This is a genomic window from Pseudomonas sp. H3(2019) (genome assembly GCF_007713465.1).
In the GTDB taxonomy this organism is placed as follows: Bacteria; Pseudomonadota; Gammaproteobacteria; order Pseudomonadales; family Pseudomonadaceae; genus Aquipseudomonas.
The window spans coordinates 45588-69441 of the sequence record NZ_VMSG01000010.1; the positions used below are offsets into that span (position 1 = coordinate 45588).

Genomic DNA, 23854 nt, shown 5'->3' on the forward strand with positions numbered 1-23854 from the left:
CTCTGTCGCTCCTCAATTGACCTTCACCAGTCCGCCCTTGATGGTCAGCATGCCGCCGCCGTCCACGGTCTGCTCGGCGCCGCCCTTGTTGGTCAGGCTGATTCCCGCGTCGTTGGTCAGCGTGGTGCCGGCCTTGTTGGTCAGCTCCGTACCGGCTTGATTGCTCAGGGAGGTGCCCGCCTTCTGACTGATCGAGGTGCTGGCCTGGGCCGCCAGATCGGCGCCGCTCTTGATCGCGAAACTGCCACCGCTTTGCAGCGTGAGGGTGCCGCTCACCTTGATGGTCAGGTTGCCGTCCACCGTCAGGCTGTAATCGCCAGTGACCTTGTGTTCGTAGTTGCCGCCGGTGCTGTGGTTCTGATTGGCACCGACCTTCACCGTGCGGCTGTCCTTGACATCGAGGCTGTCGCTGCCGGTCTGGATCGTCACGCTGCGTTTGCCTTTTTCCAGGGTCACGGTCTCGTCGCCTTCCTTGACCGTACGGGTGCGGGCGTTCTTTACCGTGAGGATTTCATCATGGCCGACGCTGGCAGTGGTGTCGTTGAGCACATTGATCTTGAAGTCCTTCTGCGCCTGCAGAAACACCTCTTCGGCGTCCTTCTTGTCCTCGAAACGCAGCTCATTGAAACCGCCGCCACCTTTGGATGAGTGGGTCTTGATCCCGGACTGGGTCTGGTTCGCTGGCAGCGCATAGGGCAGGGCGTTGTCGCCGTTATAGACGCAGCCGGTGACCAATGGCCGGTCCGGGTCGCCGTCGATAAAGGTCACGATCACCTCCTGACCGATCCGTGGCACAAACTGCATGCCGAAGCCTTTGCCACTCCACGGCTGCACCACGCGGACCCAGCAGGAACTGCTTTCGTCATTCTTGCCGTCGCGATCCCAGGGGAACTGCAACTTGATCCGGCCGTACTGGTCGGTCCAGATTTCCTCGCCGGATTTGCCGACCACCAGTGCCGTTTGCGTGTGCATCCGTGGTTTGGGCGTGAGCCGCGCCGGACGATAAGGCGTGGCTTTGGGGATGGCTTTGAAGCGGTTGCGGTAGCTGTCATGGCTGGCCTCATGAGTGACCGCCGTCACCACCCAATCGATATTCAGCGTCGGGTCATCGTGACCGGCCAGCGTGAACCAGTGCCCTGGCACCAGCCAACGGCAATCGCTCTCGCCGACGAAGCGCTTTTCCTGACTGCGCAAGCCGTCCACCCGCTGCTTGGTCAGCGCATCAGCCCGGGCCTTGGCGTTGTAACCGCCCGGATGTTCGTAGATGGAACGCGGCCCGGCCACGGCTTCAGCCTGATCGTAGAGGGACGTGGTCGGTGTGGTGAACTCATAATCCGTCGCCCGATATACCCCGGCCACCGCCTGCACACAGACTTGTCCGGAACGGATGCCATGCAATTCGCGCTCGCCCATTCGCTGCCCGAGATACGTCACCTTCGGCCCGTTGGAGATGGGCACGAAGGCATCGTTGCTGTCCCCGAGCACCAGCGTGTGTTTGCCATCCTCGTGGGTGAAAAACCAGAAAATCCCTTCCTCCTCCAGCAACCGCGAAACGAAGGCGAAATCGGTTTCGCCGTACTGCACGCAGTACTCGCGTGGGGTGTAACTGCCGGTGAGCTTCAGCTGGAAATCGGTGAAGCCGTGAGCCTTGAAAATCGTCGTGACGATGTCCGAGGTGGCGAGGTTCTGGAACACCCGGTTGTTGCTGGCCAGGGTCAGCCACCAGAGCCAGGGACGCAGTACCAACTGATAGCGCTCGGCAGTGGCGTCGGCAGGGAGTTGGCGGATCTCGGCGACCAGTGCATCGAGCGGGCGGGTCAGGGTGTCGTTGTGCAAAGTGGTGGTGAGGTGGGTGGAGATGGCTGAGTTGAGCGTGAGCGAGGTGCCATCGTTGAGGCCATTCAGGATTTGCGAGCCCAGGGCGTTCAGGGATTCCTCACCGGAAAGGGACTCAGGGTAAAGCGCCGACAGTGAAGAGGCGGTGAGGGAGAGGGTTGTATTGCTGTCTGTGGTGCGGGGCATTGAACAACCTCAAACAGAGATCAATGATTTGAATTTATTGTAAAAATAAAATTGTCCCCGTTCTGTAATCTTAATACTCATCTGAGTACCATGGTGTTGAAGGCATCGGGACTGCCATAGTTGTGTTTGATGAAGTCCCAGCAGCATGTTCCAATGTCGTCGTTTTCAGAAAAACCATAAACCCCATAATTGGAATCAAAAAAACAGGGGCCTCCAGTACCGGGGGCGCCTCTTCCGCAAAATGCAACTACATGGCCCCAAGCGGAGCCGTTTGAATTGTGTCCATAAAAAACTGCGAGCACAGTTACTCCCGGACCTGTACCTATTTCATGCAGGCATTCGCGAATGGATTCATCTCTCTGGCGAAAAACGGATATACCGGAAAAAACGGCTTTGTCAGCATCGACAATTCTTTGCCCCCAATTATTTACGAAATCTCGAGTTTCATGCCAGTCAAGTAGCACGTATCTGCTGAACGCGGATGCACTAAGGTTATTATTGTGAGCTGCGTACATGCGCAGGGTTTCCTGGCGATAGGCTACATGTTTACTTGCTGTTTTATCCGCGTTGATCTCGGACTCGTTGTATTTGAATCTGCCGCCAGCCATATTGCATGCGGCCCATTTGAAAGTCACCCTGAAACATAGGCCGGCTGTTGGTATTGGAGTTGATACCCGAGCCATAATTTTATTTTGAGAAAAAGCCTGGATCTGATACATAACGTTAACCTTTCATTAACGGTGGAAAAGGGGGTAAATATATTTTCAATGTCGCCTAAGTGATTTGCGGCTTTCAAAAATAAATCTGTCCGCTTTTCTATTTTTCTGTTCACGGTAAAACATGTGGTAATCCCTCGACTAAGTCGCTTCACCTTCTGAAAAACTCTTCCCGATCAACTTCTGCATCAGTATCGTTATCTCACCAAGCAGGTTCTCTGGCTGGGAGTTGATTGTATGGGTGGCTGTGGATATTTTTGCCTTTTTGCCTTCTTCTTTCATCAGGCTTTTAGAAGATGTTTTAACATCAAGCTCTTTGTCTTCGTCAACTTCAAGCTGGTAATAGATCGAACCATTGTTTGTTCCTCCGACCAACGTGACATGGAAATAAGTCCACATCCCGGAGTCATTGGGGACAATGGATATATGAGCCCTGTTCTGACCGATCTTGAGACCGTCAAGCACCAGCATCCCCGCGCGGGTAGTCGTCACCAGCCCGGTACCGCCAACCGCGCCAATCACCTCCACGTCCTCGCCGTAGATTTTTCCAGTGTTGATGATTGAGTTCACCAAGGGCGTCCAGGGATCGTGTGTGGAAATATTTGCCGCCGTGAGTGTGGATTGCGCATACGCCATGATTTTCGTCACTCCTGTAAAAGAAAAAGCATTCAAATAACCAGCTTTCATCATTACTGGGCAATCGGAGGAGGACAGCTATTCCAACACCCACTCCGCCAACTTCCCCGTCACCTGCGTCATCAGCACATTCTCGACATCCCGCGCACCCGCCGCGCTGCACTTGGCCAACACGGCCTGCACAATCCCGGCATCAAACTCAAACTGCTTGCCGGTCGCGGCCTTGTAGCGAGCACGCAATTTCTCCAGTTTCGCCAACACAATCCCTTCCAGCGTCGTCTCATCCAGCGGCCTGTATGCGACCACGGTCATGCGCGCCAGAAATGCCGGCCGAAAGGCTTTCAGCAAGACTTTGTGCAGGGCTTCGGTGAAGGCATCGCTGTCCATGTGCGCGGTCGGTGTGTCGAGTAGCAGTTCGGCGCCGACGTTGCTGGTGGCGAGCATCACGGTGTTCTTGAAGTCCACCACCAGGCCGGTGCCGTCTTCCATCAGGCCTTTGTCGAAGACGTTGTAAAAAGCCTCCAGCACATCCGGGTGGGCTTTTTCGATTTCGTCCAGCAGCACCACGGAATAGGGTTTGCGGCGCACGGCTTCGGTGAGCACGCCGCCGCTGCCGTAGCCGACGTAGCCGGGCGGGGCGCCTTTGAGTTGGCTGACGGTGTGGGCTTCCTGATATTCCGAGAGGTTGATGCTGATCAGGTTGCGTTCGCCACCGTACAGCGCATCGGCCAGGGCGTAGGCGGTTTCGGTTTTGCCGACGCCGGTGGGGCCGACCAGCAGGAACACGCCGACCGGTTTTTGCGGATCGGTGAGGCCGGCGCGATACGCCTGCAAGCGTTGGGCGATGGTGTTCAGCGCGGTGCGTTGGCCCATCACCCGTTGGCTCATGCGCTGGCCGAGAGTTCGCACCGCGTGGGCTTCATCGGCGAGCATCTTGCCCACCGGAATGCCGGTCCAGCCGGCAATCACCGCGGCGACGGTTTTCGCGTCGACCTGTTCCGGCACCAGCGGGTCGTCCTGGCGAATGGCGTCGAGGCCGGCTTCCAGGCGCAGCAGTTCGGCGGCCAGATGGTCGAGGCGTCCATCAGTGACGTCGTCCGGTTTGTCATTGTCGGCGCGTTCGCTCAAGGCCAGCAGCTCGCGCCGAGTTTCCAGCAGCTCGCGCACGGCGACGCGTTCTTCGCTCCAGCGAATCTCCAGCTCGCGAATGGCCTGCACGTTGCTGGTGGACTCGGTCTCGAGCACGGTAATGCGCTCACGGTGATCGAGGCCGGTGGCCTGTTCGCGGCGCAGGCGTTCGACTTCATCCTTGAGGCTTTGCTGGCGATGACGCAGGCTTTCCAGTGGTGGCGGGACGTCGTGTTGACCGAGGGCGACCCGCGCGCAGGCGGTGTCGAGCACGCTGATGGCCTTGTCCGGCAGTTGCCGGCCAGAGATGTAGCGATGGGACAGCTTCACCGCCTCATGAATCGCTGCATCCAGCACCTGCACGCCGTGGTGCTGTTCGAGTTTGGCGGCCACCCCACGGAGCATTTCCACGGCAGTGATTTCATCCGGTTCTTCGACCTGCACCAGTTGGAAGCGTCGGGCGAGGGCCGGGTCTTTCTCGAAGTATTTTTTGTACTCAAGCCAGGTGGTCGCAGCGAGGGTCCGCAGTTCACCACGGGCCAGCGCCGGTTTGAGCAGGTTGGCGGCGTCGCTTCCGCCCTCGACACCGCCGGCGCCGATCAGGGTGTGGGCTTCGTCGATGAACAGGATGATCGGTTTTTCCGCGCTGCGGACGGCATCGATCACGCCTTTGAGCCGTTGCTCGAATTCCCCTTTGACCCCGGCGCCGGCCTGCAACAAACCAAGGTCTAGGACTCGCAGGCTGACTTCTTGCAGCGACGGCGGTACGTCCCCGGCGGCGATGCGCAGGGCCAGGCCTTCGACCACCGCGGTTTTGCCGACACCGGGCGCGCCGACCAGAATCGGATTGTTTTGGCGACGGCGCAGCAGGATGTCGATGCACTGGCGAATTTCGCCGTCACGCCCGACGATGGGATCGATGCGCCCGGCATGCGCGTCGGCGGTCAGGTCCTGGGTGAACTGGTCGAGCACCGAGTCCTGTTTCTGCTGGGGTTTACCGGCGGCCGTGGCTACCGGACGTGGGCCGCCGACGTGTTCGCGGGAGCTTTCGGTCCATTCCAGCAGATTGCTACGCAGGGCATCCCGAGGAATGCGCAGCAGCGACGACGCACTGTTGAGCAACAGGCTGCGGCGTTCATCACGGTCGAGCAACGCCAATAGCAACAGGCCGGAACGGATGCTCTCAAGGCCAAGCACGCTGGCCTGGACCACGGCGTCTTCCAACAGGCCGATGGTCTGCGCCGAGAGTGCCGGGGTGCGGGTGCTGCCGGTCTTGAACAGTTCCAGGGCCTTGTTGATTTCCGCCGTCAGGGCATCGCGTTCCAGGCCGAAACGTGGCAGCAGGTAGGCGAAGTCACCGCCCTCGATTTCCAGCAGTTCGAGCAACAGGTGCTCGATCTCAACGTAATGATGACCGCGTTGCAGGCAACGCTGGGCGGCCCGTTCCAGGGCGCGGCGGTTGTCCGGGTTGAGGCGTCCGATCAGGCTGGCCAGTTCCATGTTCAGGTGATCTCCAGCTGACGAAGACGAGTCTCGATGCGTTGCAGGGTGAGGCTGGACTGGCGTTGCAGGCCACCGTTCCAGCTCAACAGCGGCGGTGTCTGGCGACCGAGTTTGATCGGGCTGGCGCCACGCACCAGCAGCACCAGTGTGCACTCCAGGTCCGGGCCGAAATACAGCGCGCTGAGGCTGGCCAAGTCCGCGTGCGTTTCACCGTCCGGTAAGAAAGCAGCGGCCTGGGTGGGTGTCAGCGGGCCGAGGGTCAGACGAATTCCGGCATGTTCGTCCCAGACTCGCGTGCCGGCCACGGCACTGCGCCCCAGTTGCAGGTTGCGCCCACCAGGCCGCAAGCGGCTGCGACTGGCGGGTGGAATCTCGCGCCAGGCGCCGTGATAGGCGCTGAGCTCGACCGGCAATTCGAACTGTTCGCGCACGATGGCGGCAAAGCCTGCAAGCGAACGGCGCCCGTCAGCAAACAACGCGCTGCACGCCAGCACGGCGGCATCGGGAATCGCCTGACGATCATGCAGGGCCTTGGGCAGCAGGCCGGTCAACGCTCGTAACTGAGCGTGCACCGGTGTCGTGCCCGGCACCGAAAAGCCCACGGCAATCCGGTGTTTTCGCAGCACTTTGTAGAGCAGGCTGAGGAGTCGGTGCTGGAACAGGTCGAGGAATTCGGCCGGTGCATAATCCTTGGCGCGGGCCCGTTGTTGCAGCCATTCCTGATAGGCGTAAGGCAGTGGCCCATCCGGCCCGCCGAGGCCGAAAACCGGGGTGGTCAGGGTCGGTTTGTGGCCGGTTTCGTCGCTCAGGCTTTCAACCTGGCTGGCAGCGAACAACGGCGTCAGCGGGCCGCGCAGACGCAGCGCTTCAGCCTGCGGCGCAGTGCCGCTGCCCAGCGATTCGGCTTGCGGATGCTCGCGTTCGAGCAGCAACAAGGCCTGCAACAACTCGAACGCCTGAGGATCGCGGCGCAGCTGTTGGCTCAGGCTCAGAGGGAGAGCGGCATGCCGGCTTGGGGTTGCCATGCCTTGATCTCCTTGTCTGATTCAACCAGCACCGTGCGCACGAAGCGATTGGCCGTGGCATAGAGTGAAAAGAACTGCGCCAGCACCGCTGAAAACAGCACTGCGCTGGTGCCGACAAAATGCTGCGGATCGAGCTGCAAGCGAACCTCCAGACCATTGCGCCAGCCGCGCCAGGCGTCCTCACCAACATGTGCAATGACGCGCTCGCAGCTCAGGCTCAGCAGACCTTCGATCTGCCGCAGAGCACTGGCCTCGTCACGCAGGTTATGCAACGCGAGGATTTCCTTGAGTGCGTCCAGCGCCTGCGGACCTTCGACCAATGACAAATGATTGAGGGTCAATTGCGAGACCAGCCGCCAGCGTGATTCACCGTCCAGCCGCGGCAGGCTTTGCGGGCTCGGCGGATTACGCAAGCGCGCCGAGGCAATCGGCCCCGGCCGCTCGAAGCCCAGCGGTGTTCCAGCCGACAGGCTTTGGGCCAGATGCCGATTGGTGCAGAGCAGCTCGGCGGTCAGGCTCAGTTCAGTCACTTCTTCAAACGGGTCGAGCTGGGTGTCCACCAGACTCAGCATCAGGTCGGTGCCCAAGCGGTTTGGGGTCATGCCGCTGATGCGCCGGGCGTGCCAATAGCAGCGGTGGTTGCCGCCGTGCTGGCTGCCGTAATACGCCGGTACACGCTGCACTCCGTGCAAGGTGCTGGCGCGCAGGGCACGAATGCTGTGGATTTCGACGCTGTTTTCCCGATGGCTGTCGGCAACCAGGCGGTATTCGCTGCGAGTGCCGTCCGGGCGCAGTGGTTCGGAAGTCCGCGGGAACAGGTTGATCACCGGCGCGCAACCCAGCGCGATATCGCTGGCCTGCAAGTGCAGGCGGCTGCCGGGTGCGTGGTCGAAAACAATGTACAGATACAGCGTCTGGTTGTCGCTGATTGCACCCGCCAGCGGCACGTCGAAGAAATTGAATTTGTCCGGGAAGGCAAAGTACTCGGCGAGTAAACGCATCCCCGGATGCACGCCGTCTTCATCGGGTAGCAGGACTTCATCATTGGCGAAACCGACGATTTTCGGCAGCCCGGCCAGCACTTTCGGGGCACTGCCGGGTGGCCCGGCGAGGAGCTGAATCGCATGGGCGCCGAGCAAGTCGTAGAGGTTGGCGTTGATCACGGGTGACGCGGCCAAGTGCAGGCGCAACTGCTCGATACCGAGCTCTGCCCATTGGCTTTGACCCAGGCAGCGCAGGCTCAAGCGCAGGGCCGAGCGTGCCTGGGCGACGCCGGTCAGGGCCTGGGCTTCGTCGCTTCCCAGCAGCAAGGCTTCGTTGATTTCCAGCGGCCAGAGGTGAACGGCGGCACTGGTGCGAAAGTGGATGCTTTCACCGTGGCGGGTGGTGACGTACAACGGCGTGTCGCGCGGCAGCGGGTAACCACCGGCCAGGTTGCCCTTGCTCGGATCCGGCTCGAACTGGACGATGGCGCAAGACGGCAGCGGCCGCATGGTCAGCGGATACAGTTGTTCCAGCAGTGCGTCGCTGAACTCGGCGTAATCGTCGTCGAGTCGCCGTTGCAGGCGCGCCGCGAGCAAGGCGAAACCTTCCAGTAAACGTTCGACATGCGGGTCCGGGCATTCGCCGGGAGACAGCTCCAGGCGTCTGGCAACCTTGGGATAGCGTTCGGCGAAAATGCTCCCGGCATGGCGTAGCCAGGTCAGTTCCCGTTGGTAATAATCAAGCAATTGCGGGTCAATCGAGTCGCTCATTGCGCACCTCAAGTCCATCGCCGGCGTTCTCGATGACGAATGCGACAGGCCAATGCTGCTTGCCGCTGCGTAGCTCACCTTGCAGCCTGATACTCAGCTGTTGCGGATTTTCGGGGACCGGTGTGACGTCGACCGCATCGAGTCGCAGGCGTGGTTCGAAGGCGTCGATGGCTTCGCGAATCTGCCGCGACAGTTGACGACGGTCGTCGCTGCGCTGTTGCTGCAGTGCAGTCCAGTCAGCGATGCCGTAGTCAATAACGCTTGGCGGCGTGGTCAGCGGGCGCTGGCCACGACGGGTATTGAACAAACGCAGCAACTCGACACGGACCGACTCCAACAGTGCCTGGCGATCGAATGCCTGCACGGTATCCGCCTCGCTGGCGGCAAGGCGTTCGAATAGCGGCGGCAGAATGCCGGTGCCGGTCATTGTCGGGGTACTCCATCAGCCCTTGATCAGCTTGTTGGCGGCCAGGTCCCAGGTCGAAGCGGCCGTGCCTTCCTTGGTGCCATCGTCTTTCTGGGCGGTCAGTTCCCACTTGATCTTGGTGAAGTTCAGCGAGAGGGTTTCCACCGGTTTACCGCCCGTGCCCCCGCTGACGCTGACGTTGGACAGCACCACGTTGGTCAGGGTGTAAATGATGAAGGGCATCAACTGGCCGCTGCCTTCGGCGGCATTACGCCCGATGGTGATCTTGGCTTCCGGGATCGGTTTGCCGGCGCAGCAGTACTCGTTGAGAGTCGGGGTCGAGCTGTCGACGAACTTGGTCAGAGTAAACTCGCCGATGTGCGGCTTGCCGGAGGTACGCTCCGAGTTGCTGACGTCGTTGGTCACCTGCATTGCGACGTTGTGACTGTAGGACATGACTTCGATCTTGTCCTTGTAACCCTCGAGCAAGCTATCGCCTTTGATGTCGCCGCCGAGGTCGAGAATGATTGAATCCATCGCCTGTAACTCCTGAAGAAAATCGCGTTAGATAAGCAAAGAAAAACCCGCCGGCCAGGCCGGCGGGAGGCAGGTCAGGCGGCTACCGGTGGCGGCAGGGTGGCGACCAGGCGGATCGAGGCCGTCAGCTCTTCGAGCTGGAAGTGCGGCCGCAAAAACACCGTGGCCCGATAGGCACCCGGCTTGCCGGCGATTTCCGAAACGTCCACCCGGGCCTCGCGCAGCGGGTACTGCGCCTTGATTTCCTGGGGAGCGTTGTCGTTGATCAGCACGTAGTCGGCGATCCAGTTGTTGAGGTAGGTCTGCACGTTGTCGCGGGTCATGAAGCTGCCGACCTTGTCGCGCATGATGACCTTCAGGTAGTGGGCGAAGCGGGACGCCGCGAGCACATAAGGCAGCATGGCCGAGATCCGCGCGTTGGCGTTCGCCTCGTTGGTGTTGTAGAGCTTGGACTTGTTGGTGGTCTGGCCACCGAAGAACACCGCCACGTCACTGTTCTTCTTGTGGCACAAGGCGATGAAGCCGAGGTCGTTGAGCTCTTTTTCACGACGGTCGGTGATTGCCACTTCGGTCGGACATTTGAGCGACAGATCGCCGGAGGTGGTGCGGAACGTGTGGGCGGGCAGTCCTTCGACGGCGCCACCGCCTTCGGCACCGCGAATCGCCGCGCACCAACCGTATTTGGCGAAGGCTTCGGTGATGCGTTGCGACAGGGCCCAGGCCGCATTGCCCCAGAGGTATTTGCTGTGGTCACTGCCGTTGACGTCTTCAACGTAGTTGATGCCTTCCACCGGCAAGGTTTCCGGGCCATAAGGCAGGCGCAGCAGGAAGTGCGGCAACACCAGCGACACGTAGCGCGAGTCTTCGCTTTCGCGGAAGGAGCGCCACTTGATCAGTTCCTGGCTCTCGAAGACTTTCGACAGGTCACGCGGCACCGCGAGCTCGGTAAAGCTGTTCATGTCGAACAGTCGCGGGCTGGCAGCGGCAATGAACGGCGCATGGGCCGCAGCGGCAACGTTCGAAAGTTTCTCCAGCAGGCCGATGTCCTGCGGATGCCGGCCGAAGGTGTAGTCACCGACCAGCAGGCTGAACGGATGACCACCGAAGGTTCCGTATTCTTCTTCGTAGATCTTTTTGAATAGCGCGCTCTGGTCGAACTCGACGGCTTTTTCCAGATCGTTCTGTAGCTCTTTCTGGGTCACGTTGAGCAAACGCAGTTTCAGTCGGGAACTGGTTTCGGTGTTCTGCACCAGCAGGTGCAGGCCACGCCAGGAGGCTTCGAGTTTCTGTAGGTCGGGGTGATGCAGGACTTCGTTGAGCTGGGTGCTGATCAACTCGTCGATCCGACTGATGCGGTCATTGATCATCGCCACGGTGTCTTTGTCGACGACCATGTCTTTGTCAAGAACCTGGGTGGCGAACTCCGCGAGCATGTCGCGGGCGTAATCCTTCTGGCTTTCGTCGTGGGCCATTCGCCCTTCGGCGATGATTCGGTCGAGCAGAGACAAGGTCTCGTTCACACTCTCGCTGGCTTGGGCTTGGGCCTGGGCGCTGGATGAGGCGGGCATGGCAATTTCTCCCTAAATGAATGGACGATCAGGCTTGAGCTTCCGGAGCCGTGTCGGTATCGCCGGCAGGTGCAGGAGGTTGCTCTTCAGGCTGCACTTCAGGCCGGGCCGACTTGATCTCTTGCAGGCCTTCGGTGTTGGCGATGACATCGCGCAGCAGCTTGTCCAGGTCATCGTTGCCATCGAGTTTGGTCAGCAGGTCGCGCAGACGCTGACGGGCTTCGAACAGGCGCCGCAACGGTGTCACCTGCTCGACCACCTTGACCGGGTCGAAGTCATCGATATGACCGAACTTGAGCTCGATGTTGAGCTTGCTGTCATCGCCAGTGAGGGTGTTGTTGACCTGCAAGGTGGCGCGCGGGGCGATCGAGGCGAGCACTTCGTTGAAGTTGTCGCGATCGATCTCGGTGAAGCGCCGTTCATTCAGTTTTGGGAGGGGCTCCAGCGGTTTGCCGGAAAGGTCGGCAAGAATGCCGACCACCAGAGGCAATTCTTTTTTCTCGATGGCATTACCTATTTCGACGTCATAGGTGATTTGCACACGGGGCGGACGGACCCTGTCGAGCTTGTGCTGAGTACTTTCTGCCATGGTGGCGGACTCCGATGCATTGGGTGGGAGCAATGCTTCGGGAGGCCCGCTCATCGCATTCCCTTGCTGAACCGTAGGTTAGAAAGGGAGGCAGTGGGACCTGTCATTCCCTTGACGAACCTTCCACATTCGTCGTGCTGACCGAACTATCCAAGACGCTAGAACAGGTCTATAAAAAAGCAAACAAAAACAATTTTTGACCGTCATGAGAAAAGGAAAATTCATTGTGCGCGCAGGATTTTTTAGCTCTTTCTCGTTCTTGTTACTCGCAGGCTGTTCGTTGTTCGGGCCGCGAGTCGATCTCGATAGCCTGACGCTGGACGTCGCCGCCCATGCCAATGACGACACCCCGATTGCCGTGGATTTCGTCGCGGTGAATGATCCGGACCTGCTCAAACAGCTGTCGGCACTGACCGCTCGGCAATGGTTCAGCGAGCGCGAGCAGTTTCAACGCGACTACCGGCAGTTGATGACGGTCTGGGGAATGGAGCTGGTTCCAGGGCAGTTTATCGATCAACAACCCTTCCCCCTGGGCGGCAAGCGGGCCGCTGGACTTTTGATCTTCGCGAGCTATAACACACCCGGAGCGCACCGACTTCGACTGGACGATCAGAGCAAGGCCTGGCTGAAGTTCGACAGTCGCGAGATGACACTGGTCAGCGACACTGCGCACTGATCAGCACTGAACAGATCGCCAGGCCGCTGGCACGCGCGGCGCCGTTCGACGTCGAAGGGAATCGTATGAGTTTGCTACCTGACGCGGTTTGCTGGCACGAGGGCATGCAATTGCTGCCCCAGCATTTTCAGTTGCAAGGGCTGCGCGCCGAAGCCTTGGTCGCGCATTTCGCCAAGGCCTGCAACCCCTGGTTCTGGGGTGTTACCCATCTCGACATCGACCCCTCGGCACTCAGTGCCGGGCACGTTCGCTTGCTCAACTTGCAGGCGACGTTGCCGGATGGTTTGCCGATCAATGTGCAGGCCGGTGTGGGGCCGATGCTGGAGCTCGATGTCAGCGAAGCGGTCAATGCAACGGACAATGCCACCGTGACCGTGTACCTCGCGGTCAGCCCGTTGTGGCGTGCCGGGCAATTACTGCCGCTCACCGGACGCTTGCAATCGGTAATCGGCGATGCCTTGCCAGACCTCACCAGCGGTCAATACCCCGAGTCGATCACGGTGTGGCGACCCAATCCGCGTTTGTGCACGCAACTGAACAAGGCCGATTCGATCTGTGTGCCGCTGCTGCGTGTTCGCAAGGAAGGCGGCGGCTTTTTGCAGTTGCCCTACACCGCGCCGACGCCGTGTCTGTTGCCGGAGTCGGTGTTGGGCCGTCGGGTCGCCGGTCTGTGCGCCCGGGCCCGAGAGAAATGCATGTTTCTGGCCGGTCGCTTGCGCCAGGCACAGCAAGCTGGCAATCAGGATGATGCAGCGGAAATTCGTCGCCAATTGACCGCACTCTGGGCGCGTCTGCCGGAAGTCGAGGGTTTGTTGAACAGTCGGTTGGCGACGCCTCAGGCGTTGTATGGTCTGCTGCTCGGGCTGGCCGGTGCCTGGTCGGCGCTTGATCCGCTGGCAGGGGTGCCGGCCTTCGCCGCGCTGGATTTTCTCGAGTTGCAGCGTGGCTACGAGAGCGTGCTCGACTGGCTGGACAACACTCTCGAATTGATTCGCGCCGGCTATCGTAGCCTGCCGTTCGAACGCCATGAACACCTCTTCTCGATCCAGTTGCCCGACGATCAACCGAGCCAGCGCCTGGTGATCGGCTTGCGCATGCCCAATGGCGCAAGCGAGCAGTCTGCGAGTGAATGGTTGAGCCGCGCGATCATCGCCTCCGCGCCGCACGTTGCCCTGCTCGGTCGACAACGTATGCGCGGTCTGGCGCATCAGGCCATGAGTCGCAACGAACAGGTGGCTTACAGCGTGGGCGAAGATACCCGGTTGTTTGTGGTCACCGCAGAGGGGCAATGGTTCGACGGGCAACTGCCGTTGCAGATTGTCGCGCCGGCCTCGCAACTGGCGAGCAGCCCGTGGCAAGTGGTGCTGTTTGTCGCTCAGGCCAATGAAAACGCTTGATCAGGGAAGGGGAGTCAAATGCCTGAAGGGAACGTCGGCAGCGGTGCACGAGGCCTCCACGAAGCGCCACTGAGCAGTGCTTTTCGGCAGGCCTGGCAAGAGTGGTCGCAGGCCTGGAACGAACAATCCAAAGACAGTGACGATGAGGCGTTGGTCGAGGCCGTCGTCGAGTTCTCTACACAGATTACCCAGCGTTTGTGGCGAACCGCGTTTGCCAAAGTCGGTGATGCCGCCACCGAACAGGTGACCGCCGTGGTGTATGCGTTTGTCGCACTGATCGACGAGACCTTGTTATTTACTTCCTGGCCGGGTCAGTTTGCCTGGCAGGACAAACCGCTGGAGTCACGGATGTATGCCAGCCGTCAGGCGGGCGAACGGTTGCCACTGGCGATCAAGACCTTGCTCGACGACCAGGTGCCGGCCACCCGGGATCTGGCCAATGTGTATCTGCAATGCCTGGTACTGGGTTTTGAAGGGCGTCTGCGCGGCGAACAGAATCAGCTCCAGCATGAAAAATGGCGGCTGGCGTTGTTCGCGTTTGCCTGGCAGCACGAGCCTGATTACGCCGATGTCAGCACCCGGCTGGAGCAGCCTTCGGCGGTGACTCCCGTGCAGTTGCCCATGCGTTTGTCGCTACCTGACGGCTTTCGTCTGGCACTGGCGATCCTCGGTGTCGTGCTGTTGATGACCGGGTTGGGGCAGATGTTCTGGCGCGACATCCGTCAGGAGCTTGAGCCGGTCATGCACCTTTCCGAAATGGCAGCGGCCCAGGAGCAAGACTCATGAGTACCCTGGGGATTGTCGCAACCATCGTGGCGGTGCTCGTGTTGCTGGCGGTGTTGCTGGCGGCGGTGTGGTGGTTGCGCACCCAGAGCGGTGCCGCGATTCGCAGTTTTTATCTGTCGGTCCGGCACATGGAGCAGGAGCAGGGCACACAGGACCGCTACCAGATTCCGTGGCTGCTGATGCTTGGCAACGAAACCCAGGGCACTCAACTGTGTGCCCAATGGCGCTTGCAACCCACCGACAAACCGGCCTGGTTCGGGCGCTGGTGGTCGGACCCCGAGGGTGCAGTGCTGGTGGTGCCACAGGCGTTGTTTTTGCCGGATGAAGGCTTGAACCTGCAACGGGGCGGCTGGTGGCGCCTGTTGGGATTGATCGTGCGCCTGCGCAGCAAGCGGCCACTGGACGCGGTGATCTGGACCGTGCCAGCCAGTCAACTGAGCGATCCGGAGCAGGCTGCCAACCTCGGTCTGGCGGCACGGCGGCGCTTCATCGATCTGTTGCAGCGTTTTGGTCTGAGCTTGCCGGTGTACGTAGTCATTACCGGGATGGAAGAACTGCCGGGCTTTCAGGCGTTGATTACTGCATTGCCGGTTGAAGCGCAGGAACGTGCGTTGGGTTGGTCGTCGCCGTATGCGCCTGAGGCGGTCTGGCAATCGCAATGGAGTGATCAGGCGCTGGATCAGGTGAGCCGGGCATTGTCTGAATCGATCATCGAGGTCGGCGCCTTGTCCGGGCATTTGAGCAGTGAATTGTTTGCCCTGCCGGATCGTTTCGAAGTGCTGCGGCGCACACTGCAAACCCTGCTTGAACCGGTTTTCCAGGGCAATGCACAAGGCGAGGCACCACGTTTTCGCGGGATTTACTTCACCGCCAATCAAGCGCCGGAGAGTACTCGGGAGAGCTTCTCGGCCTATGACACGGTGTTGCAACAGAGCGCGTTTGCCCGGCAGTTGTGGCAGCGCCGGATTGTCGCCGAACGTGGCGTGGCTCAGGTTGTACCGCGGATTTTACGGCTGCGCCAACGCTGGCAACGGGTGACCGGCGTGGTGGCGCTGGTGGTCGGCCTGGTCTGGGCGATTGGTATGGTTTGGGTCTGGCACGACTCGGTCAAGGATGCCCATGAGCTGTCGCGCTTGCTGCAAGGTGCGCAGAAAAATTATGTCGCGGTCACGGACGAAAGCCATCGGCTGGAACCGACACGACGTAACGTCGAAAGTTTCTGGCGAGTACTGGAACGCGCCCCGCGCTGGACGTTCAGTTCGGTGGTTTTTCCCACCTCCTGGTTTTCCTCACTGGATGCGCAGCTGGAAGACGAGTTGCGGCTGACCGCCCAGCGGCACTTGCTGGTGCCGCTGCAAGAGTTGCTGGTGTCGGACCTGGCGCAGCTCAAGGCGATCCGCAATACCGAACGTCGAGTGAACGTCGAAAGCGAAGACCCGGCGCAATGGCAGAACTACGTCAAGGCCAAGGAACTGGTCGAGCGCGCGGTGCGTCTCGAACAACAGAACCAGTGGTTCAATCAGGCGTTGAACAATCCCCGGAGCCCGCTCGATGACCTGGTGCTGTTGAGCAATAACGCCTTGTCGCTGAACCTCAACGTTGGCACGTTGCGCCGCTCGGCCTTCTATAACCGGGTGCTGCTCAATTCCGACACCAGCGGGTTGAAAGCGCTGGACCTGAGCACGGAACGCTCGACCATCTCGACGAATTTTGAAGGACTGATGGAGCGCTGGCTGGACCAGTACTTTCTGGCTGACAACTTCGTGCGTCAGGCCGGTTACCTGAAGTTGCACCTGGAGCGGCTGGAGTCCGGCAGTGGCAATTCACTCAGCGAACTCGAGGACTTGAGGGCGCTGATTGACGACCTGCAAGCGTTGCTTGGCTTGACCAACTCGGCGTGGGGACGGGGCAAGGGTCAGGACCTGGTACCGGGCTACCGCGAGCTGATGGATAAAGTCCGCCAAAGCGCCTTGCTCGGGCCGCAACTGGAGCAACAACTGGACATGCAGGCGTCGAAGTTGCAGCAGAGCTTTCGTGATCAATGGATTGCCCAGGCCGGCTCGCGTGGCAATTTGCTGGTTCAGCAAGGCAGCGGACAACTGGCGTTGCAAGAGCATGTCAGCCAGCTGGATAACGCCGTGCAGGCGTTGTTCAAGCGCGATTTTGTGGCTATCGCACTGCGTCAGGATGATTCCAGCCTCAGTGCTTCTCAGGGTCAGAGCGCCGACAGTGATGGTCTCAACAGTGCGTTGAATTACTTCGCCAGTTACAAAAGCTACGCCAGCGAGGAGTTGCCACGTATCCCGCCGGCGTACCGGGGCGCGCTGCTCCAGGCGGCGGAAGGGGCGGCGGCCAAGGCGATGTGGCTCAGCCTGGAGGAGCAGGGCGGCCAGGTGCAGCAAGGCACAGGGTTCAATGTGCAGGCTTCGCAGGCGGTGGCGTTGCAGAAAGCCTTTGTCGAGTTGCGCCGCAGTGACCTGGCCACCCGTTTGCAGAACGCGCTCAACCGCCGGGCATTGGCGGAGGTCGCCAGTGGCCTGAACGAAATAATCGCCCAGCCGCTGTTCAGCGAAAGGACCAGTATTGCGCGCTGGGATGGTTCGAAAAACCTCGGTTTGCAGCTGTACGGTGCCAGTGATGTGCAGGACCTGAAGCTGAGCCTCAAGCAGCAGTTCAACACCATGTTGAACATCACCGAACAACGTACCCCGGCGCTGGAGTGGCTGAAGGTCCAGCAGCAGAATCTGTCGGGACTGGATTACGAACGGGTTGTGCAGTTCAGTGCCTTGAATGATGAACTGCTCAAGTACAAGGAGCAGAATCCTGCCAGTTCTGCGGCACAGATCGAACAGTTGGTGAGTCGGGACTTTATCGAAATGGATGCCGGGTCCTGTGCGCAAATCCTGCAAACCGCCAACCTTTCCGGCGGCCGTGGGACGCTTGCCCTGAGGGCCCAGGAGCTGCAGCAAACCGCGATGCAGCGCTGTCAGTCGCTGCAGCAGCAACAGGCTTCGGCGGCATGGAACGACCTGGCCAACTATTTCAATCAGTATCTGGCCGAGCGTTTTCCATTCTCCAATGGCACACAAGTGTCCGATGCCGACCCGGCGCGGGTCCAGCATTTGCTGGAGCTGATCGACAAGCGCCTGCCGGTGGCGCAAGCCGGTTTGTTGCTCAGCCAGACGCCGGAACGGTTGGCCGCCGAGGATTTTCTCAACCGTCTGAAACAGGCCAGCACCTGGCTCGGGCCGCTGTTTGTGCGAGATAAGAGCGGCATTCTGGGGGTAGAGATGGACGTGCGCTGGCGCACTGATCGCGAGGAAGAGCACGGCGCCGATCAGGTCATCGCCTGGGGCTTGAATGCCGGCAATCAGCAGATCAGCTATCCCGGCGAGACCCAGCAGAACCTGCGCTGGATGGTCGGCCAGCCCGTCAGGTTGACGTTGCGCTGGGCCAGGAATGGTCCTCAGCGGCCGGTCAGCGACCCGTTGCAACCGAACCTGGTGATCAGGGATCTGGAGGCCGGCTGGGAGTACGGCGGCCCTTGGTCCTTACTGCGGCTGATGCGTTCGCACCAGTCGAATCAGCGCCAGCCAAGCATGGACTACACCGATTTTCCGCTGACCTTGCGCTTGCCGGTCGCCGCGAGTACCAGCATTGAGGAGCCGACACAGATGTTCATGCGCCTGTCATGGATGACTCAGGGATCAAAACTGCCGTTGTCCATTCAACCGTTGCCGACCCGTGCGCCGCGCTCACCCTTTATATCGACGGGTTCGACGGCGGCCATCGTGACGAACGAGGAGGGCTTGTGAGTCTACCGTCGCTATCGCCATTACCCCCTTCACTGCCGGAGTTGATCGCACAGCTGCTCGAACCGATCAGCGATGAAGCGCCCTGTGGCCAGGACCTGCGCTATGAGCCTGAATTCGATCAGTTGCGCGAGCTGCGCCGTGAAGACGATACCAGCCTGCCGACGGGAGTCTGGCAGTCGTCGATCAAGCGTGCCCAATGGCCGGAACAGGCAAAGCTCGCCAGCCGCTTGCTACTGGAACGCAGCAAGGACTTGATGCTCAGTGCCTGGCTTGGCGAGGCCTGGTTACATCTGGACGGCCTGGAAGGGTTGCCGGGCAGCCTGGCGCTGGTGGCGGGTTTATGCGAGCGCTACCCCGAGCAACTTCACCCTCAGGCCGAGGAGGGCGATCAGTCGTGGCGGGTGATTCCTCTCGAATGGCTGGCGCGACGCTACAGCGAAATCCTGCTCACCCGGGTGCCGCTGTTCGACACGCGCACCAGCGAATTCGCGGATTTTTGCCTGGATGACTGGCGGCGCTTGCAAGTGCAGCAGGTGATGGTCAATGACACCAAGGCCGCAAAGACCTCAGCTGAAGCCGCGCGCAACGAGCAGAAAAAACTCACCGAACAGATTCGCGCGACACCGTTGTCATTCTGGTTGCGCAGCCAAGGCAGCCTGTTGCTGAGCTTGCAGCATCTGCAACGGCTGGAGGACTGGAGTGATGCCTACCTGGGCAATCAGGCGCCAGGCTACAAATCATTGCGGGGCATCATCGAGGCGCTGTTGACGCTCGTTCAGGAGTTCATCGCCATGTATCCACGTCAACCCACCCAGGCCCCGGTCGAGCCACCGCAGGTCCAGGCGCCACAAAACACTCCGGAGCCAGAGGCTGCGCCAGCCCAACAGGCACTGCGTGAACCGGTGAGTCGCGAAGAGGCTTATCGGCAGCTGTTGCTGATTGCCGAATACCTGGCGCGTACCGAGCCCCACAGCCCGGTGCCTTACTTGATCAGGCGCGGAGTGGAGTGGGGCAATAAACCGCTGAGTGAACTGTTGGGCGAGCTGATATCGGCTGACGCGGAGTCGCGTCGACTCTGGACGTTATTGGGTGTGCTCTAAACATCGCAGCTCCTCTCAGAGCGGCTTGGGCAACTTGACGGGCGTCAACACCGGACGACCGGAGAAAAACGCCATCAGGTTCTGCCCGACCAGTTCAACGGTTCCCTTGGTCGCTTCCGGCGACAGGCCGGCCACATGCGGCGTGAGGATCACGTTGCTCAATACCTTGAGCGCATCCGGCACCTGAGGCTCTTCATCGAATACATCGAGCGCGGCACCGGCGATCCGCCGTTGCTCGAGCGCGCTAATCAGGTCGCTGGTAGCAACCACGCTGGCGCGGGCAATGTTGACAATAAAACCCTGGGGGCCCAAGGCATCCAGCACCTGCTTGTTGACCAGATGCTGCGTGCCGATGCCGCCGGGCGTGCATACGATCAGAAAGTCAGAGACCCGAGCCAGTTCGGTGGGCGTCGAGCAAAAGTCGTAGGGGACGTCGCTGAGCAACTGGCGGCTGTGGTAACTCACCGTCATGTCGAAGCCATTGGCGGCACGTTTGGCGATGGCCATGCCGACGGCGCCGAGCCCCAGAACGCCCAGGCGCTTGCCGGCCAGGGACGGGCGCATGATCTTCGGCCATTCACCGCGGCGTACCGCCGCGTCGCACCGTGGGATGTCACGCACCAACGACAGCAACAAGGCCATCGCATGATCGGCCACCGACGAGGCGTTTACGCCAGCGCCATTGGTGACGGTTATACCCCGGTCGCTGGCGGCTTGCAGATCGACCTGCTCGTAACCGGCACCGATCACGCAGATGATTTTCAGGTTCGGCAGCGCGGCGATTTCGTCGGCATACAGCCCCAGTGGGCCACGCGTCAGCACGGCGTCGATCTGCCCGCGGTGACTGGCGATGGCCTGGGCGCGCTCGGCGGGGGTGGGGGCGAGAATCAGGTGGAAGCCCTGATGCTCGAGAATCGGCAGATAGTCGTTGATCGTTTCAACCAGGACGAGAACAGTAATAGGCATGGATGGGCTCTTCCTGAGGGGGGGTGAAGGGACCGATTATGCGGTATTTTTTGTAGCCTGGACCGCTGGCCAGACAAAGAAAATTTGCGTCTCAGGTAAGCTGGATCTGATTTTCCGGGCCATTCCTCCAGTCCTCTTTTTTGGTGCGGCAGACGCTGACCGACGACCATACGCAGGTAGTCGCACCGCTCTTCACAAGGCCCCAAAGTGAAGGCATGTCTGGAGAAGCGTAGATCAGGCTGCGTTAAAAACACGCTCGGACGAACGGAGTGAGAACCTCCGAAGGACGGCCCGAAGGGGCCGCGCAGCGGATAATGCTCATTCAGGGGCCTAAAGTCGGGTGCGACCCTAGCCGTTCCTCGCCTGTTTTTGCCTTGCCTGATCGCCGCTCGGCGAGTTTTCGTACAAACCCGAGGTCTTGGTAAAGACGCTGTGCACCCATTCCGGGGTTACTGGGCAGGTTGCACTTGTTGTGCCTTGTTATGTTCTGCCAGCGCTATCGATTTGAAATCATACGTAGGATAGAACTCCGTCCTGTAACTTCCCCAGGCCGTATTTTCGAGAGCAAGGTTTACTTCTGGTAGGCGAGAGGCTGGCAAGCGTAGCGTGATGACTTGCCCGATGCCCATTGTTATATACCAGCTGACGACCTCTATCCCCGCAGGTGGAAATACCTTGTAAAACTCCTGTTTGGCAAGTTGAGCCTTCAGTTCGCCTAATGGTCGTGACTGATCGTGTTTCAAGAATACGGTCAGCAACAGTGCATTATCTGGCGTGGCAACCGCACTGTTTGCAGTGGGAGTCGTTACGGACTGTGCATAGGCGCCGCCACAGAAGGCCGCGGACATCAGCAATGTAGACACCCATAATGATTTGATTTTTTTCTGCATGTTCACATGTCATCCTTTAAGTTTAAAATTAAATTAACTTCTATGTGTAGGCCGCTGCAGTCAAGCGGGCTTGATCCGTGTGCCTGGTGTCGTCGAGCCAACGGTATTGAACAATGCGTGTTGTTTATATTGTTGAGACTGCCTTAATGTGGCATGGCTGTCTTTGTCTCTACAGTTCCCGTGTAGGGGGCGTGAACCACATAAATTCGAACAGGTGGGTTGGTGTCCAGCATGTCGCGAGGTACTTCGCGTGAATATGTAAATTCATGCGGATTTAGTTTTTCCAAACTTCTGGTAATGGTTCGGATTGGTCCGATATCAGGTACCAGAACATGTGTTTTTTGATCGCCAGTGACAAAGAAATAACCTCCGCCTCCATTGTTATACTTTGACTGTCCCGTGTTCGTGTAAAAAAATTCATAGCGATTGCGCTCAGGGTCCCACGTCGATATTCCAACTACACCAGGATAATTGGCTTTTACGTCTTTTTCCGGTGCCCCTTCTATATAGACCTTGGTTGTTAGCCATCGAGGAGAAGATGCCAGCGCGTGAATGTCGGCGGTGGGTGGCGCTTGTTGGCCATAACTGCTGGAAGAACAGAGCAGCCCCGCAAGAAGTAGGCATGTAAAAGCAGTATTATTTTTTTGCATACGATAACTCCCGACAAATTGTAGGAAAGGACGTTCGTTTTTCGCTTGTTATCGCCTTGTCGTAGGGCTTGGCTGGGCAAGGCTTTGAACGGTGGTTGCCGTGAGGCATACATTTTCCTCTTGTGTGCGTATTCACGAACCAATAATCAGTTTTGGATCCGGTTTTCTCAATATCAAAGTGTTGGTTATTTGTACCCTGATATTTTTATTAATTCGCGCATGAAGGGAGTATTACCATGTCGCTCAACATCGAGCACTGACATTCAGTGCGTGTAAATATAGGCGGAGTATGAGGGTGGCTCAATGGCCAAGTAGCCGCTTGTAACAATTCAGCGTTTCTGTCCTTGAAGTAACAATTTGTCTCGCTGTTGATTGATGGGGCGACTGTCAGATATTTCGTACGTATTTGGATCGCAAAGATGGCTTGATGAGCAATACTGACAACTCAAATGAAGTAACGCAGTTACAAACTATTCCATTGGCACAAGGGGGCTTCGTCACTCTATGACGCCACATTGTGAGCGCAAGTGAGTAGTCTCGGCTCTTGGCCCGTTACATCGGCGTATCAAAGCCGTAGGGGCGATAGGGCTGCGTAAGCTTCTGTGGCCTATGCTTTCCTGGATTCGAAGTTCGAGGATCGGCAGATAGTCGTTGATCGTTTCAACCCGTACCAGAGCGGCTTGGCAATCACCAATAATAGAAGCAAGATCAAAAGATCGCAGCCTTTGGCAGCTCCTGCATTGACCACGTTCGCCGCAACGATTGTGATCCTGTAGGAGCTGCCGAAGGCTGCGATCTTTTCAGCACGTCAGAACCTGGCGTCTGCTGTGTTCACTATTTTGGCGAATGCACCGTTCAAGGTCGCGTTATGGTGTTCGATGATTGCCCGGGCCGGCAGTACAGGTGTGTCCATGCAGGTATGGGCGTCGGCCACCAGAACGGGATTGAATCCCAGGTCGGCCGCGGCTCGGCAGGTACTGTCGATGCAGTACTGGGTTTTCATGCCGACGATGAACAGGTCATTGATCCCGTTTGCCTGCAGTTGCTGCGTCAGGGACGTTGCGTAAAAGGCATTGGGTCTGGTCTTGTCGAACAGGATGTCGCCGCTGGCGTCCAGTTCAAGGTCGGGCAGTAAGTGCCAAAAGGCACTTCCAGCCTCGATGGGCGAACCCTGAGGACCAGTGTGGCGTACCGCATAAATCGGCACTTCACACTCCCGGGCCTGGCGAATGAGTTGCTGGATGTTGGCAAGCACTCGCTCGCCGTCGTGGGGCTTGTCCGGGCCGTTGAACAGACCGACTTGCATATCGATGATCAAAAGTGCCGATGACATAGGTGTTTCTCCGTGAAGTGCCGAACGGACGGGAGAAACAACAAGGCTCCGTCCATTGCTGGCGGGGCCTGGGGTTCACTGCGCTGTATTTATCTCAGCCAGCCACCACACGACCCGCCGGAAGCGGTCGTGGTCGTGCGGGTGAGGTTCAGCGCAGAGAAGTTCATGAAGCCGATCATGCAGTGGGTCCGGCAAACATGTCAATGCAGTTGCATGGCGATTATTGAGTGCGCTCGGCTCGCCGATTAAGCGACTCCTTCCATTAAATAGCTTCTACGGAATTCTCGCGTTCAGCCGGCGGATTGTGTGGGCAGTGGCGCGTAACGCCATTTCCGAGCATCTGATCCGTATAACCAT

Annotated in this window: 19 protein-coding genes; 5 read left to right on the top strand and 14 right to left on the bottom strand. The window is 59.2% G+C overall.

Going from position 1 to position 23854, the window contains the following annotated elements:
* Positions 1-12: 12 nt before the first annotated feature.
* The 10 genes from tssI to tssB all read right to left on the bottom strand — a co-directional run bounded on the left by tssI (position 13) and on the right by tssB (position 11884).
* The gene (gene tssI, locus FPT12_RS12185; RefSeq protein ID WP_145016476.1) at positions 13-2022 is read right to left on the bottom strand and encodes a type VI secretion system tip protein VgrG; all 2010 of its coding nucleotides are present in this window, start codon (positions 2020-2022) and stop codon (positions 13-15) included.
* Between the two features lie 77 nt (positions 2023-2099).
* Positions 2100-2741: a hypothetical protein gene (locus FPT12_RS12190; RefSeq protein ID WP_145016477.1), complete on the bottom strand. Its 642-nt coding sequence runs from the start codon at positions 2739-2741 to the stop codon at positions 2100-2102.
* Positions 2742-2879: 138 nt separating this feature from the next.
* Entirely contained in the window at positions 2880-3425 is a 546-nt protein-coding gene (locus FPT12_RS12195; protein WP_178098730.1) for a hypothetical protein, read from the bottom strand.
* 27 nt (positions 3426-3452) lie between these two features.
* Positions 3453-6002 (bottom strand): type VI secretion system ATPase TssH, encoded by a 2550-nt coding sequence (tssH, locus tag FPT12_RS12200; RefSeq protein WP_145016479.1) that lies wholly within the window; start codon positions 6000-6002, stop codon positions 3453-3455.
* A 2-nt stretch (positions 6003-6004) separates the two neighbouring features.
* On the bottom strand, positions 6005-7030 hold the full coding sequence (tssG, locus tag FPT12_RS12205) for a type VI secretion system baseplate subunit TssG (protein WP_145016480.1): 1026 nt from the start codon (positions 7028-7030) through the stop codon (positions 6005-6007).
* Entirely contained in the window at positions 6994-8784 is a 1791-nt protein-coding gene (gene tssF, locus FPT12_RS12210) for a type VI secretion system baseplate subunit TssF (RefSeq protein WP_145016481.1), read from the bottom strand. Before tssF ends, tssG begins: the two co-directional genes overlap by 37 nt.
* A complete protein-coding gene (tssE, locus tag FPT12_RS12215; protein ID WP_145016482.1) occupies positions 8768-9211 on the bottom strand; it encodes a type VI secretion system baseplate subunit TssE in 444 nt (147 codons plus the stop codon). The genes tssF and tssE overlap by 17 nt, the downstream gene beginning before the upstream one ends.
* A gap of 15 nt (positions 9212-9226) precedes the next feature.
* Positions 9227-9727, bottom strand: coding sequence for an Hcp family type VI secretion system effector (locus tag FPT12_RS12220; protein ID WP_145016483.1), 501 nt, complete (start codon positions 9725-9727; stop codon positions 9227-9229).
* Positions 9728-9801: 74 nt separating this feature from the next.
* Positions 9802-11295, bottom strand: a complete 1494-nt coding sequence (gene tssC / locus FPT12_RS12225) for a type VI secretion system contractile sheath large subunit (protein ID WP_145016484.1) — start codon at positions 11293-11295, stop codon at positions 9802-9804.
* 28 nt (positions 11296-11323) lie between these two features.
* Positions 11324-11884, bottom strand: coding sequence for a type VI secretion system contractile sheath small subunit (tssB, locus tag FPT12_RS12230; RefSeq protein ID WP_145016485.1), 561 nt, complete (start codon positions 11882-11884; stop codon positions 11324-11326).
* 205 nt (positions 11885-12089) lie between these two features.
* Between tssB and FPT12_RS12235 the strand changes: the two genes are divergently transcribed.
* The 5 genes from FPT12_RS12235 to tssA all read left to right on the top strand — a co-directional run bounded on the left by FPT12_RS12235 (position 12090) and on the right by tssA (position 19658).
* Positions 12090-12560, top strand: coding sequence for a type VI secretion protein (locus FPT12_RS12235; RefSeq protein ID WP_145016486.1), 471 nt, complete (start codon positions 12090-12092; stop codon positions 12558-12560).
* Positions 12561-12625: 65 nt separating this feature from the next.
* Positions 12626-13957 carry a type VI secretion system baseplate subunit TssK gene (tssK, locus tag FPT12_RS12240; RefSeq protein WP_145016487.1) on the top strand — a complete coding sequence of 444 codons (1332 nt, stop codon included), beginning with the start codon at positions 12626-12628 and terminating at the stop codon, positions 13955-13957.
* Between the two features lie 18 nt (positions 13958-13975).
* Entirely contained in the window at positions 13976-14743 is a 768-nt protein-coding gene (locus tag FPT12_RS12245; protein WP_145016488.1) for a DotU family type IV/VI secretion system protein, read from the top strand.
* On the top strand, positions 14740-18558 hold the full coding sequence (locus FPT12_RS12250; protein WP_145016489.1) for a type VI secretion protein IcmF/TssM N-terminal domain-containing protein: 3819 nt from the start codon (positions 14740-14742) through the stop codon (positions 18556-18558). Before FPT12_RS12245 ends, FPT12_RS12250 begins: the two co-directional genes overlap by 4 nt.
* Positions 18555-19658 (top strand): type VI secretion system protein TssA, encoded by a 1104-nt coding sequence (gene tssA / locus FPT12_RS12255; protein ID WP_145016490.1) that lies wholly within the window; start codon positions 18555-18557, stop codon positions 19656-19658. Before FPT12_RS12250 ends, tssA begins: the two co-directional genes overlap by 4 nt.
* A gap of 15 nt (positions 19659-19673) precedes the next feature.
* Here the strand turns inward: tssA and FPT12_RS12260 are convergent, their stop codons facing one another.
* The 4 genes from FPT12_RS12260 to FPT12_RS12275 all read right to left on the bottom strand — a co-directional run bounded on the left by FPT12_RS12260 (position 19674) and on the right by FPT12_RS12275 (position 23497).
* The gene (locus FPT12_RS12260) at positions 19674-20624 is read right to left on the bottom strand and encodes a 2-hydroxyacid dehydrogenase (protein ID WP_145016491.1); all 951 of its coding nucleotides are present in this window, start codon (positions 20622-20624) and stop codon (positions 19674-19676) included.
* 449 nt (positions 20625-21073) lie between these two features.
* The gene (locus FPT12_RS12265) at positions 21074-21514 is read right to left on the bottom strand and encodes a hypothetical protein (protein ID WP_145016571.1); all 441 of its coding nucleotides are present in this window, start codon (positions 21512-21514) and stop codon (positions 21074-21076) included.
* Positions 21515-21657: 143 nt separating this feature from the next.
* Positions 21658-22164: a DUF4822 domain-containing protein gene (locus tag FPT12_RS12270; RefSeq protein ID WP_145016492.1), complete on the bottom strand. Its 507-nt coding sequence runs from the start codon at positions 22162-22164 to the stop codon at positions 21658-21660.
* A gap of 808 nt (positions 22165-22972) precedes the next feature.
* A complete protein-coding gene (locus FPT12_RS12275; RefSeq protein ID WP_145016493.1) occupies positions 22973-23497 on the bottom strand; it encodes a cysteine hydrolase family protein in 525 nt (174 codons plus the stop codon).
* Positions 23498-23854 lie beyond the last annotated feature (357 nt).

What these genes read in the sequence shown, in the direction of transcription:
- FPT12_RS12190 (WP_145016477.1), bottom strand. Translation starts at nt 2,741, where the DNA reads ATGTATCAGATCCAGGCTTTTTCTCAAAATAAAATTATGGCTCGGGTA.
- FPT12_RS12195 (WP_178098730.1), bottom strand. Translation starts at nt 3,425, where the DNA reads ATGAAAGCTGGTTATTTGAATGCTTTTTCTTTTACAGGAGTGACGAAA.
- FPT12_RS12250 (WP_145016489.1), top strand. Translation starts at nt 14,740, where the DNA reads ATGAGTACCCTGGGGATTGTCGCAACCATCGTGGCGGTGCTCGTGTTG.
- tssE (WP_145016482.1), bottom strand. Translation starts at nt 9,211, where the DNA reads ATGACCGGCACCGGCATTCTGCCGCCGCTATTCGAACGCCTTGCCGCC.
- tssC (WP_145016484.1), bottom strand. Translation starts at nt 11,295, where the DNA reads ATGCCCGCCTCATCCAGCGCCCAGGCCCAAGCCCAAGCCAGCGAGAGT.
- tssG (WP_145016480.1), bottom strand. Translation starts at nt 7,030, where the DNA reads ATGGCAACCCCAAGCCGGCATGCCGCTCTCCCTCTGAGCCTGAGCCAA.
- tssI (WP_145016476.1), bottom strand. Translation starts at nt 2,022, where the DNA reads ATGCCCCGCACCACAGACAGCAATACAACCCTCTCCCTCACCGCCTCT.
- FPT12_RS12275 (WP_145016493.1), bottom strand. Translation starts at nt 23,497, where the DNA reads ATGTCATCGGCACTTTTGATCATCGATATGCAAGTCGGTCTGTTCAAC.
- tssB (WP_145016485.1), bottom strand. Translation starts at nt 11,884, where the DNA reads ATGGCAGAAAGTACTCAGCACAAGCTCGACAGGGTCCGTCCGCCCCGT.
- tssK (WP_145016487.1), top strand. Translation starts at nt 12,626, where the DNA reads ATGAGTTTGCTACCTGACGCGGTTTGCTGGCACGAGGGCATGCAATTG.
- FPT12_RS12260 (WP_145016491.1), bottom strand. Translation starts at nt 20,624, where the DNA reads ATGCCTATTACTGTTCTCGTCCTGGTTGAAACGATCAACGACTATCTG.
- FPT12_RS12245 (WP_145016488.1), top strand. Translation starts at nt 13,976, where the DNA reads ATGCCTGAAGGGAACGTCGGCAGCGGTGCACGAGGCCTCCACGAAGCG.
- FPT12_RS12270 (WP_145016492.1), bottom strand. Translation starts at nt 22,164, where the DNA reads ATGCAAAAAAATAATACTGCTTTTACATGCCTACTTCTTGCGGGGCTG.
- tssF (WP_145016481.1), bottom strand. Translation starts at nt 8,784, where the DNA reads ATGAGCGACTCGATTGACCCGCAATTGCTTGATTATTACCAACGGGAA.
- FPT12_RS12235 (WP_145016486.1), top strand. Translation starts at nt 12,090, where the DNA reads ATGAGAAAAGGAAAATTCATTGTGCGCGCAGGATTTTTTAGCTCTTTC.
- FPT12_RS12265 (WP_145016571.1), bottom strand. Translation starts at nt 21,514, where the DNA reads ATGCAGAAAAAAATCAAATCATTATGGGTGTCTACATTGCTGATGTCC.
- FPT12_RS12220 (WP_145016483.1), bottom strand. Translation starts at nt 9,727, where the DNA reads ATGGATTCAATCATTCTCGACCTCGGCGGCGACATCAAAGGCGATAGC.
- tssH (WP_145016479.1), bottom strand. Translation starts at nt 6,002, where the DNA reads ATGGAACTGGCCAGCCTGATCGGACGCCTCAACCCGGACAACCGCCGC.